Origin of the sequence: Mesorhizobium sp. B2-8-1 (assembly GCF_006440955.1) — a bacterium.
Lineage (GTDB): Bacteria > Pseudomonadota > Alphaproteobacteria > Rhizobiales > Rhizobiaceae > Mesorhizobium.
On the sequence record NZ_VFTX01000013.1, the window covers coordinates 205,121 to 219,542 of the forward strand.

The following is a 14,422-nucleotide window of genomic DNA, read 5'->3' on the forward strand; positions in this document are numbered from 1 at the left end:
ATTAGCGATCTCCTCGTGGGGAGATCATCCTTACTGATCGGCGCTGTTGCCCTTGGTCAGGATGTCGTCAGCGAGCGAGATCGCTGTGCGGCGGTCGGCTTCGCCGGCGGCGGCAAAGGCCTCCTCCTGCATGCCGCGGATCCAGGGCTGGTCGGCGGGCGCCGCACGTTCGAGTGCTGCCGTCATCATCGCCAGGCCGCGCACGATCTTGCCGCTCTGGAACAACAGATGGCCAAGCGTCGCCTGCGCGCCGGCATGGCCTTTTTCGGCGGCGAGCTGGAACCAGCGCCCGGCCTGCTTGACGCTGGCCTTCACGCCGCCCTCGCCCTTCAGGAACATCTGCCCCATCTCGAACTGGGCATTCGGGTTGCGGTAGTTGGCGGCGGCGCGCATGTAATATTCCTGGGCCGCCACTTCGTTCTCGGTCACCGGGCTGCCGGGAATGCCCTTGCGCAGGTAGTCGCCCAGCGCCACCAGCGCGTCGGAAACGTAGCTTTCTTCCGGTGAGCCGGGCTCGACGTCCTGATCGACGATCTCCGAAAAGAACTTGAACGCCTCGTAATCGTCGCGCGCCACGCCGTCACCCTCGGCATACATGCGGGCAAGCTTCCAGGTAGCGCCGATCTGGCCGTTCTCGGCGGCGTATTTATAGGCCTCCGCGGCCTGTTCCTTGTGGCCGTTCTTGTAGGCGGAGAAACCGAACTGGAACACCGCCCAGGGGCTCGACTGCGGCTTCACGCCGGTCTTGTCGTCGAACACCTTGTCGTCGAAGGCCATGGCCTGGCCGACGGCGCCAAAGATCGCTAACGCGACCAGTGCCGGAAGGACAGACGACCTCAACAACTCAGATGTCCGCATAGCAGTGTGTTTCTTTCGCACCGCCCGGATGGGTGACCGCGCCGTCGCGGGCGGAACCTACCGTCTGTGCGTATTTCCATATCGCGCCGGACTGATAGTCGGTTGTGCGCGCCTTCCAACTCTTTGCCCTCGCAGCCAGTTCCCTATCGGACAACGCCACATCGATCGTGCCGTTCACGGCATCGATGGAGATCACATCGCCGTCCCGGATGAGGCCAATCGGACCGCCAACGGCGGCCTCGGGCCCGACATGGCCGATGCAGAAGCCGCGCGTCGCGCCCGAGAAACGGCCGTCTGTGATCAGCGCCACCTTGCCACCCATGCCCTGGCCGTAGAGTGCCGCCGTCGTCGACAGCATCTCGCGCATGCCAGGTCCGCCGCGCGGCCCTTCGTAGCGGATGACGAGAACTTCGCCTTCCCGGTAGTTGCGATGCGTCACCGCTTCGAAACATTCCTCTTCCGAATCGAAGCAGCGCGCCGGGCCGGAGAACTTCAACTCCGTCATGCCCGCGACCTTCACGATCGCGCCTTCGGGGGCAAGGTTTCCCTTCAAGCCCACGACACCGCCGGTTTGGGTAATAGGTCTGTCGGCCGGGCGGACCACATCCTGGTGTTCATTCCAGGCAATATGCTCCATATTTTCGGCCAAAGTGCGGCCAGTGACCGTCAGGCAATCGCCATGCAGGTAGCCGTGGTCGAGCAGCGTCTTCATCAACAGCGGAATGCCGCCGGCCTCGAACATGTCCTTGGCGACATATTTGCCGCCGGGCTTGAGGTCGGCGATGTATGGCGTCTTCTCGAAAATCCGGGCGACATCGAACAGGTCGAACTTGATGCCGGCCTCATGCGCTATGGCCGGCAAATGCAGCGCCGCATTGGTCGAGCCGCCGGTGGCCGAAACCACCGTCGCCGCGTTCTCCAGTGCTTTCAGCGTGACGATGTCGCGCGGCCGGATGTTCCTGGCGATCAGTTCCATGATCTTTTCGCCGGAGGCGAAGTTGAAACGATCGCGCATTTCATAAGGCGCCGGCGCGCCGCAGGAATAGGGCAGTGCCAGACCGATCGCCTCGGCCACGGTCGCCATCGTGTTGGCGGTGAACTGGGCGCCGCAGGAGCCGGCCGAGGGACAGGCGGCCTGCTCGATTTCAAGCAGTTCGGCATCGCCGATCGTGCCGACCGAGTGCTGGCCGACCGCTTCGAACACATCCTGCACGGTGATCTGGCGGCCGCGGTAGCTGCCGGGCAGGATTGAGCCGCCATAGATGAAGATCGACGGCACGTTGAGCCGCACCATGGCCATCATCATGCCGGGCAGCGACTTGTCGCAGCCGGCGAGCCCGACCAGCGCGTCGTAGCAATGCCCGCGCATGGTGAGCTCCACCGAATCGGCGATGACCTCGCGCGACACCAGCGACGACTTCATGCCCTGGTGGCCCATGGCGATGCCGTCGGTGACGGTGATGGTGCAGAATTCGCGCGGCGTGCCGTTGGCGGCCGCGACGCCCTTCTTGACCACTTGCGCCTGGCGCATCAGCGAAATGTTGCAGGGCGCCGCTTCGTTCCAGCAGGAGGCGACGCCGACCAGCGGCTGTGCGATCTCGGCCGCCGACAGGCCCATGGCATAGAGATAGGAGCGATGCGGCGCACGCGCCGGACCGACGGTCACATAGCGGCTGGGGAGCTTAGCCTTGGAGATGACTTTGGCGTCCATACTCTTCCTTGCCCCACATCTTCCTCGCAAGAGGGCGGTGCGGCCTGCTCCCATCGCCGAGCCTTTTGGCGCGTGTCCCGAGACAAGATCGAGGTGCGCCGGGTTTATGGCGGGAAATGGGCAATTTCGTCGGCCTGACTTCTAGCGCAGGGGTTGTTCAGAAAGTGTTGCCAAAACATCACAACGACACGAGGCGGAGCTGGTGCGGTTTATCTGCAACGCAGCCCTGGGGCCGACAGGCTCGGCCACAGCCCCGGAACGAAAAAGGCCGGGCATTGCCCGGCCTTTCATTTGATTTTACAGAGACTTAGAACTTGATCTTCACACCACCAGAGATCGCCGTGATCAGATCATTCCCGAAATCATAGCTGGCATCCTCGCCTGCAACATAGCCGTTCTCACCAGCCAATGTCCCCGAGTGGCCGCTGGTCAAAACGCCGACCGCTCCAGCGAGCCGCACTTCGATGTTGGGCTGCGGCGTATAGGCGACGCCGCCGCCCAGGGTCCACGTATCGGTCTGCGCACCATAGCCATGCGAGGTGCCACGATCCCAGGTCAATTGACCGGCGGCACTCCATTGATCATTGAACTTGTGGCCGATACCACCTGAAACGGTCCAGCCGTCACGATACATCAGGTCGAGCGACGTCACCTGACCCGGGCCGTTCGTGAAGCAAGCCGCCCCAGGCGCAATTGTTGGACAGATCGGAACGCTCTGCAGCACGCTCCAGTTGACCCACTTGATTGAGCCGAAGGCCAGCCAGTCAGGCGCAATACCGGACTGCAGTTTCAGTTCCAGCGAATCCGGCATCGACTCCTCTGCGCCATAGATCGGCCGAGAACCTCCAAGAATAGCTGGTAAGGTGAGTGTGCCCGAAATGTTGTCTAGCTTGACCTTCGAATTGTAGACCAAGCTGGCGCGGAGCGCGATATCAGGGATTTCGTAGGCAACGCCGGCGCGCCAGCCCCAACCGTTAGCCTCCAGATCGACACGACCAAGCAGCGGTTGTCCGAGGGGAGTAAAACCGACCAAGCTTTCCTTGAAGCCTGAAATGTCCTGATAGAACAACCCGCCGATAAAGCGGAGCTGGCCCTTGCCAGCATCAAACTTGTAGGAACAGGTGCCGGCGTAATTGTTGCTCTTGATATCAGTCTCGACGTTAGAAAGCGCTCCGTTCCACATACCTGGTGCGGTATGCGCGCCCCAAGGCTGCGAATAATCGACCATGCAGTCGACGCCCTGCACAACCTGGGCCTTCATTCCTATGCGCGGTACCCAATAGCCCTCGGCTCCGTCGGCCGAGGTACCAAGGCCGAGATTGGCTCCGCCGGGACCACGCGCATTCTCGTACTTACGGTCCGGCATCACATAGGTCGCTTCCGCGTCCGTCGCGAACGGCGCCGGATCAAACAGCAGGTCGATATCGTAGCCGCCACGTTCCAGGCCGCCGGCATGTGCCGAGCTCAATGCCGTCCCCAGCAAAGCCAGCGAAAAGCACCCTGCCCCCAGCAGTGCTTTCAAACGCAGATTGTTCATGGATGTCCTCCCCGATAGTCAGTGCATCCAGCTAGAACCAATTCGGGTTAACGGTGCAACAACGAATTCTTGGGGCGTACATGTACATGTCCACCGGACGCATTCCGGACAAAATGCAGACCAGCGCAGCGAGGCAGAAAAACGGTTCGCCGGGCGTGTCTCACTCAGAAAAACGGGAGAAAATCGGCCAAAAAGGCCAAAAATAATCAGTTTTGAGCAGTCGAATGCCCCATTGTTACATTATGGCAACAATGGGGCGAAAACTTCCGTTTACGTCAACATTAACGCTACGGAATGCCGGTTTCGAGGCAAAAAACCACCCCATTTTAGAGGGCCCTAAAGTCTCCCGAATCTGCCCTCAACCCGCTTCGCGAACCCTGGCCAGCGCCACCGAAAGCTTGCCCTGCGCCTCGCGGTATTCGGCCAGCTTTTCACGCTCGGCTTCCACGATCTCGGCCGGCGCGCTGGCGACGAATCTTTCGTTCGACAGCTTCTTGTGCAGGCGTGCGATCTCCTCGGTCACCTTGGCCAGTTCTTTCTGCAAGCGCGCGGCCTCGGCGGCGAGATCGATCAGGCTGCCGAGCGGCAGGCAGACCGTTGCCTCGTTGAGCACGATCTGCGCCGAGCCCTTGGGTGCGGCGTCAACCTGCGAGATGTCGCCGACGCGCGCCAGCCGCTTGATCGCGGCGGCGTGGCGCCCCAGCCGTTCGCGGGTAAGCGTGTTGGCTCCGATCACCATCAGCGGCGCGATGGCTGCCGGCGGCACGTTCATTTCCGAACGCACGGAACGAATGCCGGAGACGAGATCAACCAGCCAGTTGATGTCGGCGGCCGCTTCAGCGTCCTCGAAATCCGGCGACGGCCACGCGGCATGGCAAAGCAGCGAAGCGCGCTCCTTGCCCTCGCCCGCGGTCTGCGCCCAAAGTTCCTCGGTCATGAACGGCATCATCGGATGCAGGAGCTTGTAGATTTCGTCGAGCACGAAGGCGACGCAGGCGCGGCTTTCGGCCTTGGCCGCCTCGTCCGTGCCCATGAACACCGGCTTCAGCAGCTCCAGATACCAGTCGCAGAACAGGTTCCAGACGAAGCGGTAGGCCGCCCCCGCCGCCTCGTTGAAGTGATATGAGGTGATGCCGTCCGTGACCTCTCGCGCGGCGCGCGTCAGCTCGGTCAGGATCCAGCGGTTGACCGCCAGCTTGGCGTCGTTCAGCCAGAAATCGTCGTTGCGCGCGACTTCGTTCATCTCGGCGAAGCGCGTCGCGTTCCAAAGCTTGGTGCCGAAATTGCGGTAGCCGGCAATGCGCGCCGGGTCGAGCTTCACGTCACGCCCCTGCGCCGCCATCACCGTCAGCGTGAAGCGCAGCGCGTCGGCGCCATATTCGTCGATGAGGTCGAGCGGGTCGACGACGTTGCCTTTCGACTTCGACATCTTCTGCCCGTTCTTGTCGCGCACCAGCGCGTGCATGTACACGGTGTGGAACGGCTCCTCGTCCATGAAGTGCAGGCCCATCATCATCATGCGCGCGACCCAGAAGAAGATCAGGTCGAAGCCGGTCACCAGCACGTCGGTCTGGTAGTAGGTTTTCAGCTCCGGCGTCTCATCCGGCCAGCCCAGCGTCGAGAACGGCCACAGCGCCGAGGAAAACCAGGTATCGAGCACGTCCTCGTCACGGGTCAGGATTTCGCCCGGCTGGAAATTCTCGAGCTTGTCCTCGACCCAGGCCTTCCAGGGTCCTTCGAGCGCCAGATAATATTCGATCGCGGCACTCAGCGCCTCTTCCTCCGTCTTCTCGACGAAGACGCGCCCGTCCGGCCCATACCATGCCGGAATCTGGTGGCCCCACCAAAGCTGGCGCGAGATGCACCAGGGTTCAATGTTCTCCATCCACTGGAAGTACGTCTTTTCCCAATTCGCGGGTATGATCTTGGTACGCCCCTCGCGCACCGAGGCGATCGCCGGCTTGGCCAGTTCGGCGGCGTTTGCATACCACTGCTCGGTCAGGAACGGCTCGATCGGCACGCCGCCGCGATCGCCATGCGGCACGGCGTGGCGATGCGGCTCGACCTTGTCGAGGAAGCCGCCTTCTTCCATCAATTCGACGATCCTCTTGCGCGCGACAAAGCGGTCAAGGCCGTTGAGTTCATCCCAGACGGCTTGGCGCTCCGGCGTCACCTCGAGCCCGGCGAGGAAATCCTCGTTGTCGCTGAGGTTTACCGCCGCCTCGACGGTGAGGATATTGATCGCCGGCAGCTTGTGGCGCTTGCCGACCTCGAAGTCGTTGAAGTCATGCGCCGGCGTTATCTTGACCGCGCCAGAGCCCTTCTCGGGGTCGGAATACTCATCCGCCACCACGGGAATCTTGCGGCCGACGATCGGCAGGACGACATTCTTGCCGACCAGGTGCCGGAAGCGCTCGTCGTCCGGATGCACGGCGACGGCCGTATCGCCCAGCATCGTCTCGGGGCGCGTCGTCGCCACGATGATGAAGGTCTTCGGGTTTTCCGGATCGAAGGCCACGCCTTCGACGGGATAGCGGAAGTGCCAGAGATTGCCGTTGACCTCCTGCTGCTCGACCTCGAGATCGGAGATCGCGGTGAGCAGCTTGGGATCCCAGTTCACAAGGCGCTTGTCCTTGTAGATCAGGCCTTCCTTGTAGAGCGTGACGAACACTTCGAGCACGGCCTTGGACAGGCCTTCGTCCATGGTGAAGCGTTCGCGCGACCAGTCGGCCGAGGCGCCGAGCCGCTTCAGCTGGTTGAGGATCGCGCCCCCGGATTCGGCTTTCCACTCCCACACTTTCTCGATGAACTGTTCACGGGTGAGGTCGCGGCGATGGATCTGCTTTTCCATCAACTGCCGCTCGACCACCATCTGCGTGGCGATGCCGGCATGGTCCATGCCCGGCTGCCACAGCACGTTCTTGCCGCGCATGCGCTCGAAGCGAACAAGAATATCCTGCAACGTGTTGTTGAGCGCGTGGCCCATATGCAGCGAGCCGGTGACGTTGGGCGGCGGGATGACGATGGTGAAGGCCTCGGCCCCCTCCTCGGCGCCGGCGCCGGCGCGAAACGCGTCGGCCTCTTCCCACACTTTGGCAATCTTCGGTTCGACGGTTTTGGCGTCGTAGGTCTTTTCAAGCATGGGAAAATGGTCCGCGCTGTCGGATTTTTGCTGGTCCGGTGTAAATCGGAAGGCTCTGACCGAGTCAACCGTAGGGGCCGCCTCGGCAACCGGCACAACAGAAAGAGGATCACCGTTCAGATAGTGTCTGTCCCGTATGCGACAATCCCTGGTGGCGTCGGCACTGTCACCGGCTCCAGCCGGAGAGGCATTGCACGCCTACGCCGCCCAAATGCCAGCTCGGGTCGTACGAAACGAGGAATAGTGCGACGTCTCAGGACGCGCTGGAGTCCTCTGGTTTTTCTTTCAAAGCTTCGGCGAACTTGCGCATAAGCCGCACGAGTTCGTCGATGTCGTGTGCGTCCCAGCTTTCGAAAACGGCGCGAGCGTTTCTCTCTCGTGCTGCGTCGATCTTGTCGGTCATCGCCTTGCCCTTTGGCGTGACGACAGCCTCATTCACGCGGCGGTCTGTCTCGCTCTGCCGGCGCACGGCCAGGCCAAGGCTTTCGAGCTTCGCCACCTGACGGCTGACAGTGGTGTAATCGCGGCCAGCCCGGTCGGCGAGGTCCACTATCCCGATCGGCCCAAGCCGCTCTATCCCGACCAGCAGAGGAAACAGTGCGCGGTCGAGTGCAATTCCGGCCTCCTTTACCATCTGCTCATCGCGCTGAGGCCGGTTCATAAGGCTGGCAATCTCGATCAGCGCTCCGTGGAGTTCACGAATCTGATGACTCCCAATATGTGTATTTTTCACGTTTTTCATTGACGCCACTCCGACTCTCCATTATGTGCATTTTACACACAAGGAGATCGACATGACAAACGGTTTTGCGGCAGATGTGCTCATCTGCGGCGCGGGAGCGGCTGGCCTGACGCTTGGGATCGAGCTTGCACGGCGCGGTATATCCTTCCAGCTCATTGAGAAGATGAGCGAACCCTTCCGTGGCTCGCGCGGCAAGGGCATCCAGCCGAGGACACAGGAGATTTTCGAAGATCTTGGCATTCTCGACAGGGTCGTTGCCGCAGGCGGCGTCTATCCGCCGATGCGCGTGTATGGCGATGACGGCAGCTATATCGAAAAGGACACCGGCGAGCGCCCCGATCCGACGCCGGCAGAGCCTTACGCCATCGCGCTAATGATTCCGCAATTCCTCACCGAGCGGATCATGCGAGAGCGGCTGGCAGAACTAGGCCATAGGGTCGAGTACGGATGTGAGTTGGTTGGGTTCGAGCAAGGTGAGAACGGTGTCATGGCACGTCTTGCGGGGCCGAATGGCGAGCAAACCGTTCGCGCACGCTATCTTGTCGGGGCGGACGGCGGGCACAGCTTCGTGCGCGGCGCGCTCGGCTTGAATTTCCCCGGCAAGACGCTGGGCGTGCGTGCGGTCGTGGCGGATGTGCTGTTGACCGGGCTGGACCGCGATGCGTGGCACCAGTTCAACGACGGTGACATGGAGCGAATGGTCGCGATTTGCCCGCTCGCCGGAACCGATCTCTTCCAGATTCAGGCACCCATTCCGCTGGACGGCGAAGTGGACCTCTCAGCAGAACAGCTGGGGCGCTTGATTAATGAGCGGACCGGCCGCGGCGACGTGCGGGTGGATTCGGTCGCCTGGGCGTCGGCCTACCTGATGAACGCCCGGCTTGCCGATCGCTACCGGGTCGATCGGGTATTCCTCGTTGGCGATGCAGCTCATATCCATCCGCCAACCGGCGGCCAGGGCCTGAACACCAGCGTGCAGGATGCCTATAATCTGAGCTGGAAACTTGCCGCCGTCCTCGACGGCGCGGATGATTGCCTGCTCGACACCTATGAGCAGGAACGACGTCCGGTCGCAGAATCGGTTCTCGGCCTTTCGACCCGGCTGCTCGACGCCCAGAAACAGGGTGGAATGCACCGCGGCCGCGAGGTGCGCCAGCTCGATATCGCCTATCCGGAATCGCCGCTCTCCAGGGAAATGGCCGAACGCAGCAGCGGCCCGCGAGCGGGGGACCGCGCGCCGGATGCCCAAATCAGGGGCGCGGCGGGGCAACCATGGCGACTGTTCCAATTGCTGCAAGGGCCGCATTGGACACTGCTTGTTCATCAAGCCGGGAGAGAGACGGTTGGGCCACTCAAGGGGCTGCATGTCCACCACATCGGCCCGCAAGGCGATGTCGTCGATGCCTGGGGACACCTTCGCGATGCTTATGCACTGGCACCGGGCGAATGTGTGCTGATCCGGCCGGACGGATATATCGGTGTGATGGCGATTCTTGGTGCAGACCGAACCGCGAAACTCGAAACCTATTTGGCCCGCATGGGCCTAGTCCAACCCGGAGAAGACCCGAAATGACTGCCGAGATATGTTCGAACAATGAGGCTGGCGGGCTCTATGCTTGGGTCGGGCCTATATGAAGCGTGGAGCGGCGTGGTCGTGGCAATCGCCATCATCGGAGCTATTATTGCGGCCACCGCCTCCTTCGACGTGCCGATCCTGAGATTACCGTGCCTGCGCCAGGGTGAAGGCGCAGCGGTGTCCAACTAGCCACCTAAGGCGACCCGGGAAAATCATTACGCGCCGCGCGCCACGCGCTCGATCTCCTCGCGCACCAGGCGCTCGACCAGCGTTGGCAGGTTGTTGTCCAGCCAGTCCTGCAGCATCGGCCGCAGCATCTCCTCGGCCATCTCGTCGAATGTCTTCTTGCTGCGGCTGGCAAAGGCGTCGGAGAGTTCGCCAAAGGCCGCGGCGACCTGCCGGCCCGTATGCTCGGAAAGGATTGCCGGACGGGCCGCAGGCGTTTCATCCGCCGCCTTGCGCGCCTCGTCGGTGCTCGCCGGGGCGGCGATCGAAGGGGTCCGCTCGAACGCCGGCTCCGGCATCGGCTCGTCCACCGGCGCTTCGGGCTGGACAACCGGCTTGCGAATGCCTGGTATCGCCTTCGCCTGCTCGCCGACCGCTGCGATCTCGCGGCGCCAATCGGCGACGATGGCATCGCTTGCCGCGCCGGCCTCGGGCGTCGCGGGCCTGTCGGCGGGCAGCGGCTCGGCGGCGATCCGGGCGCTCACCTCGGCAAGCGTCATCGACGCCCTTGGTGCCACGGGATCGGTTCGCTCCGGCGCTTCCATGCGCGCGACCGTTGGTTCGGCCGCCGATGTCTGTGCCTGCACCTCCGCCAGCGTGACCGGCTTCCTGACCTCGGGAGCGGCATGCAATTCGGCGCGGAACGCATCGACGTCGGGAGCAGCGCCCGCCGCCGGCTTCAGATCCTGCCGCAAGTCATCGGCATCGTCCGGCTGCTTGCGGCCGCTGTCGCTGTCCTCGATGATCCTCCTGATGGAAGCCAGTATCTCTTCCATGGAAGGTTCGCGCTGTGCGCTGCTTGCCGTTGCCATCGTCACATCCGCCGCCCTTGTGACCTGTTACAGACTTCCGCTCCGGTAAACGCCGGATTCGAATCATGGCGACAGCGTAACCGACGGAGCGCCGTACGAGAATCCCCATTCTGGGGACATGTGGGATTTCAACAGATTAGCGCAATTCGTCGGAAAGCATGTGACGGGTTGCCGGCGCAGTTGCGCAAACAATGAAGCGGCCCGGCGTTTCGATCGAACGCCGGGTCGCTTCGAGAGAACTACTCGAATCTGTGGAGTTTAGCGGCCATCCGGCGTGCGCAGGCCGATCCACTTGTCCTTGACGGCATTGTAGTGCTCTTCAGGCCTGTACTTCGTCGCCTGCAGCGCAAGGCGCTCGGCCGAGAGGCGGCCGATCGCCGACAGGATGGCATAACTCGCCACCACAACGTCGTGCTCGGAATTTGCCTGGTTGATCTTGGCGGTGATGACGGTGGCCTGCGCGTTGAGCACATCCAGCGTGGTGCGCTGGCCGACATTGCGTTCCTCGATGACACCGTTCAGCGCCAGTTGAGCGGCGTCGATCACCTGCCTGTTGGCGGCGACGCTCTGCTGCGCGGCGGTGTATTGCGACCACGCCGAGGCGACGGCCTGGCGCACCTGGTCGCGGCTGACGTCGACCTGGATGCGGGCCTCGCCAAGCGATTCCTTGTTCTGTCGCACGACCGCCGAGGTGCGGCCGCCCGAATAGATCGGGATCGTCAGTGTCGCACCGATGTTGGCCGAGGTCGAACCGCCGTTGCTCCCCTGGAGGTCGGGATTGCGATGCAGATAATCCTCCGAAATGCCGGCCGATGCGGAAAGCTGCGGCAGCAATGCGCCCTCGGACGACTTCACCGAAAACGCGGCCGCATCGACCAGATGCTGGGTGGCGAGGATCGCCGGATGCTCGGCCGAGGCGATGGCTATCGCCGAATCGAGGCTCGGCGGCAGCAGCCTGGCCAATGGCGAGGCAGGCCTGAGCTTGCCCGGCTCGTCACCGACGATCTGGTGATAGCTCGCCGCACTTGCCAGCGCCTGCGCGCGGGCGGCGCTGAGCGACGCCACGGCGGAAGCGCGCGACGCATCGGCCTGCGCAACGTCGGTGCGCGTGCCTTCGCCGACCTCGAACCGCGAGCGCGCGGCGCGCGCCTGCTCGGTCAGGAACTGCAGATTCTGCTCCGTCAGCACCGCGATCTGCCGGTCGCGAATCACGTCCATATAGGCCGTGGCCGCGCTCAACAACGTGTTCTCCTCGGTGTTGCGCAGGCTTTCGACGGATGCCTTGACCCGCGATTCGGCTGCCGCCACATTGTTTCTCGTCTGGAAGCCGTCGAACAGGCTCTGGTTTATGACGATGGCCACACTGGCCGACCCCGTCTTGACGTTGGCGCCGCTGGCACGGGTATTCACATAATTCGTGTCGGCAGTGCCGGTGATGGTCGGGCGCCAGCCGGACTTGGCGATGGCCACGCTCTCATCGGTGACCCGTACGCCGGCTCGGGAGGCATTCAGCGAGGAATTGTATTGATAGGCCTTTGCAAGCGCGCCGGAGATGGTTTCGGCCGAGGCGGCCAGTGGGGAAAGCGCGGTCGCCGAAACGAGGACGGCGGTGAAAAGTGACTTGCGTAGAGACGGCACCATTAAACCCTCATTCGTTTTCCATGGGAACCACGCCGCACCGGCTTCTCCTTAGAGAACCGGAGCGGCGTGTCAGAATGTTCCCTGTCGCTCGGCCCAAAGTGCCCCCATTGGGATCAGCAACGATTGTTCAAATGCAAGCGACCATGACAAAGCCTCTGCTGCAAGGCCAAATCATTCAGAATTCGAAAGCATGCTCACGTTCGAACCCGGGTAGTGGCTTAATTGCCGCATTAAATGCCCGTCTACCGGTTACAACCCCCCCTGCTTTGAAAAAAAGCCGCGCCACGCCAGAATTGCCCTGCCCTTCGACCGCGACGAGGCGGCCGCCTTCGGCGAGCTGGTCGAGCAGCGCCGCCGGCACTTTGCCGACGCTGCCGCCGACGAAGACGACATCGTAGGGCGCCTTGGCCGCATATCCCTGCGGCAGCGGGCCCTGGACCACGGTCACATTGCCGCAGCCCAGCGATGAGAGCACCGACTTTGCGGTTTCGGCCAGCGCCGAATCACTTTCAAGCGCCACCACGGAGCCCGCCAGTCGCGACAGGATGGCCGAGGCATAGCCGGTGCCGCAGCCGACATCGAGGACCGAATCAGCCTGACTGATCTCGGCCAGTTGCATCAGCTTGGCCAGCGGCGAAGGCTCCATCAGATATCGCGCGCCGCCGGGGCCGTCCGCGATGCGGATGTCTTCGTCGATGTAGGCGAGATTGCGCTGGCGTTCGTCGACGAAAAGCTCGCGGGGCACGGAAAGCATGGCGTCGAGCAGCGGCGTGCTGGTCACGTCGGTGGTGCGGATCTGGCCATCGACCATCTTGACGCGAAGCTCGGAGAAATCAGCGCTCATGTCCCAACCAATCCGCTTGCCGCGCCACATCGCGGTTCATTTAGACGGGAACGGCGAGCTCCCTGCGCTGACGCGCGGGAGCCCGGAGATTGGAGGCCTCGCCCGGAATCGAACCGGGGTGCAAGGATTTGCAGTCCTCTGCGTAACCACTCCGCCACGAGGCCTCGTTACTCCCGGCGTTCCACCCGGTTCCAATAGGTTGCGGCGAAAAAGCCGTCAAGCGGCGACAATGCATTCGCGACGGTTTCGCCTGCGCCAGTCCCCGCACCCCGCCCTAAATGCGAGACGGGGCGGTTCGAGCTGCGTTAGCAAGCCGTTAAGCATGGCGGAGGATCGGGAGAAACTCCGCGCACCGGGCTGCGTTGAGGCCGAGGAGGACTGCGCCATGCAGCTGGCCAAACCGGACGAGTCGACCAACAACGCGGACAGCTCGCCGCTGCTGGGGTGCGAGGAGCTGGTGCGCTACGCCATGGATTGCCTCAAGATAGAAGGCACCGGCCGGCTTTCACCGCGCGACCGCGCGCGCCTTGCCTCGGCTTCCGCCGTCCTGAAGGAAATCAGCGAGGATCTGAGAGCAGGCCAGCAGGACGCCCCGGAGGAGGCGAGCACTGGAACGCAGGATAGCGCTGCGATTTGATTCGGGCCCCAAAGGCCGCCGCGACGAAGCCGGGCAAGGTCCCCGGCGTGGCCGATCAATCCGGCCGGCGCCGCCGTTCCCACCAGACGACGAACCGGCGCCGATGGCGGCGCACCATGGCGAATTCGTAGGAGAGCACCAAAAGTCCGAGCGGCACCATCCAGAAACCGAGAATCGGCAAGAACCCCAGAATGCCGCCAATCGTCAAAAGCACGCCGATTGCAATCCTGAGGCCGCGCGAACGCGGCATGGTGAACTTGCGCCCGAAGACCGATATCTTTCGCGCCGGTGCCTGGTTTTCTTCTGCTGCCGTCATCTCGAATGGCTGGTCCGTCTGGTGGTTTGAGGATGTCACTTGACGAAAGCCGCGACCGCGCATTCGGTTCCGCGCCCTCGCAAGACGGCTAATATGAGGACGAACGCCGCCGATTGCGAGAAACGCCTGAGCGAAAAAGTCTCGGAAAAATGCGAAATGGTTCTTTGCAAAGCCGAAAAGGGTTTGCTATAGGCTGCGCCACTCGCATGAGAGCCTCTGTTCCCCGGTAGCTCAGTGGTAGAGCAACCGGCTGTTAACCGGTTGGTCGCTGGTTCGAATCCGGCCCGGGGAGCCACTTAATCCAGGTCCGTTCCGGACACATAGGTTACGGTTTATACCGGAGACATGGGTAACACTTTTGGCCCGAAGGGGTTTTGGAGT

General features: G+C 62.7%; 11 protein-coding genes and 2 tRNA genes. 3 read left to right on the forward strand and 10 right to left on the reverse strand.

The window, feature by feature from the left end:
* Positions 1-30: 30 nt before the first annotated feature.
* From FJ428_RS27845 to FJ428_RS27865, 5 genes are all read right to left on the reverse strand, one after another.
* The gene (locus FJ428_RS27845) at positions 31-858 is read right to left on the reverse strand and encodes a tetratricopeptide repeat protein (protein ID WP_140517142.1); all 828 of its coding nucleotides are present in this window, start codon (positions 856-858) and stop codon (positions 31-33) included.
* Positions 845-2,569 carry a dihydroxy-acid dehydratase gene (gene ilvD / locus FJ428_RS27850; RefSeq protein WP_140495754.1) on the reverse strand — a complete coding sequence of 575 codons (1,725 nt, stop codon included), beginning with the start codon at positions 2,567-2,569 and terminating at the stop codon, positions 845-847. The genes FJ428_RS27845 and ilvD overlap by 14 nt, the downstream gene beginning before the upstream one ends.
* A gap of 307 nt (positions 2,570-2,876) precedes the next feature.
* Positions 2,877-4,106 carry an OmpP1/FadL family transporter gene (locus tag FJ428_RS27855; RefSeq protein WP_140880587.1) on the reverse strand — a complete coding sequence of 410 codons (1,230 nt, stop codon included), beginning with the start codon at positions 4,104-4,106 and terminating at the stop codon, positions 2,877-2,879.
* Positions 4,107-4,464: 358 nt separating this feature from the next.
* The gene (locus tag FJ428_RS27860) at positions 4,465-7,248 is read right to left on the reverse strand and encodes a valine--tRNA ligase (RefSeq protein ID WP_140880588.1); all 2,784 of its coding nucleotides are present in this window, start codon (positions 7,246-7,248) and stop codon (positions 4,465-4,467) included.
* A 253-nt stretch (positions 7,249-7,501) separates the two neighbouring features.
* Positions 7,502-7,999, reverse strand: a complete 498-nt coding sequence (locus tag FJ428_RS27865; protein WP_140495751.1) for a MarR family winged helix-turn-helix transcriptional regulator — start codon at positions 7,997-7,999, stop codon at positions 7,502-7,504.
* Positions 8,000-8,042: 43 nt separating this feature from the next.
* On the opposite strand from FJ428_RS27865, the gene FJ428_RS27870 reads away from it, so the two are divergent.
* Positions 8,043-9,563, forward strand: coding sequence for an FAD-dependent oxidoreductase (locus tag FJ428_RS27870; protein ID WP_140880589.1), 1,521 nt, complete (start codon positions 8,043-8,045; stop codon positions 9,561-9,563).
* A 218-nt stretch (positions 9,564-9,781) separates the two neighbouring features.
* On the opposite strand, the gene FJ428_RS27875 is transcribed toward FJ428_RS27870, so the two are convergent.
* The 4 genes from FJ428_RS27875 to FJ428_RS27890 all read right to left on the reverse strand — a co-directional run bounded on the left by FJ428_RS27875 (position 9,782) and on the right by FJ428_RS27890 (position 13,252).
* Entirely contained in the window at positions 9,782-10,603 is an 822-nt protein-coding gene (locus FJ428_RS27875) for a PopZ family protein (RefSeq protein WP_140631312.1), read from the reverse strand.
* 258 nt (positions 10,604-10,861) lie between these two features.
* The gene (locus FJ428_RS27880) at positions 10,862-12,241 is read right to left on the reverse strand and encodes a TolC family outer membrane protein (RefSeq protein WP_140495878.1); all 1,380 of its coding nucleotides are present in this window, start codon (positions 12,239-12,241) and stop codon (positions 10,862-10,864) included.
* A 178-nt stretch (positions 12,242-12,419) separates the two neighbouring features.
* Positions 12,420-13,088: a protein-L-isoaspartate O-methyltransferase gene (locus tag FJ428_RS27885; protein WP_140495747.1), complete on the reverse strand. Its 669-nt coding sequence runs from the start codon at positions 13,086-13,088 to the stop codon at positions 12,420-12,422.
* Positions 13,089-13,178: 90 nt separating this feature from the next.
* A tRNA-Cys gene (locus tag FJ428_RS27890) sits at positions 13,179-13,252 on the reverse strand.
* Between the two features lie 221 nt (positions 13,253-13,473).
* On the opposite strand from FJ428_RS27890, the gene FJ428_RS27895 reads away from it, so the two are divergent.
* Positions 13,474-13,725 carry a hypothetical protein gene (locus FJ428_RS27895; protein WP_140495746.1) on the forward strand — a complete coding sequence of 84 codons (252 nt, stop codon included), beginning with the start codon at positions 13,474-13,476 and terminating at the stop codon, positions 13,723-13,725.
* 55 nt (positions 13,726-13,780) lie between these two features.
* Here the strand turns inward: FJ428_RS27895 and FJ428_RS27900 are convergent, their stop codons facing one another.
* The gene (locus FJ428_RS27900; protein ID WP_140495745.1) at positions 13,781-14,041 is read right to left on the reverse strand and encodes a hypothetical protein; all 261 of its coding nucleotides are present in this window, start codon (positions 14,039-14,041) and stop codon (positions 13,781-13,783) included.
* Between the two features lie 220 nt (positions 14,042-14,261).
* Between FJ428_RS27900 and FJ428_RS27905 the strand changes: the two genes are divergently transcribed.
* Positions 14,262-14,336, forward strand: a tRNA-Asn gene (locus tag FJ428_RS27905).
* Positions 14,337-14,422 lie beyond the last annotated feature (86 nt).

Excerpts from the sequence above, each read along its gene's own strand:
- FJ428_RS27855 (WP_140880587.1), bottom strand. The coding sequence starts at position 4,106 with ATGAACAATCTGCGTTTGAAAGCACTGCTGGGGGCAGGGTGCTTTTCG.
- FJ428_RS27870 (WP_140880589.1), top strand. The coding sequence starts at position 8,043 with ATGACAAACGGTTTTGCGGCAGATGTGCTCATCTGCGGCGCGGGAGCG.
- FJ428_RS27885 (WP_140495747.1), bottom strand. The coding sequence starts at position 13,088 with ATGAGCGCTGATTTCTCCGAGCTTCGCGTCAAGATGGTCGATGGCCAG.
- FJ428_RS27875 (WP_140631312.1), bottom strand. The coding sequence starts at position 10,603 with ATGGCAACGGCAAGCAGCGCACAGCGCGAACCTTCCATGGAAGAGATA.
- FJ428_RS27860 (WP_140880588.1), bottom strand. The coding sequence starts at position 7,248 with ATGCTTGAAAAGACCTACGACGCCAAAACCGTCGAACCGAAGATTGCC.
- ilvD (WP_140495754.1), bottom strand. The coding sequence starts at position 2,569 with ATGGACGCCAAAGTCATCTCCAAGGCTAAGCTCCCCAGCCGCTATGTG.
- FJ428_RS27845 (WP_140517142.1), bottom strand. The coding sequence starts at position 858 with ATGCGGACATCTGAGTTGTTGAGGTCGTCTGTCCTTCCGGCACTGGTC.
- FJ428_RS27895 (WP_140495746.1), top strand. The coding sequence starts at position 13,474 with ATGCAGCTGGCCAAACCGGACGAGTCGACCAACAACGCGGACAGCTCG.
- FJ428_RS27900 (WP_140495745.1), bottom strand. The coding sequence starts at position 14,041 with ATGACGGCAGCAGAAGAAAACCAGGCACCGGCGCGAAAGATATCGGTC.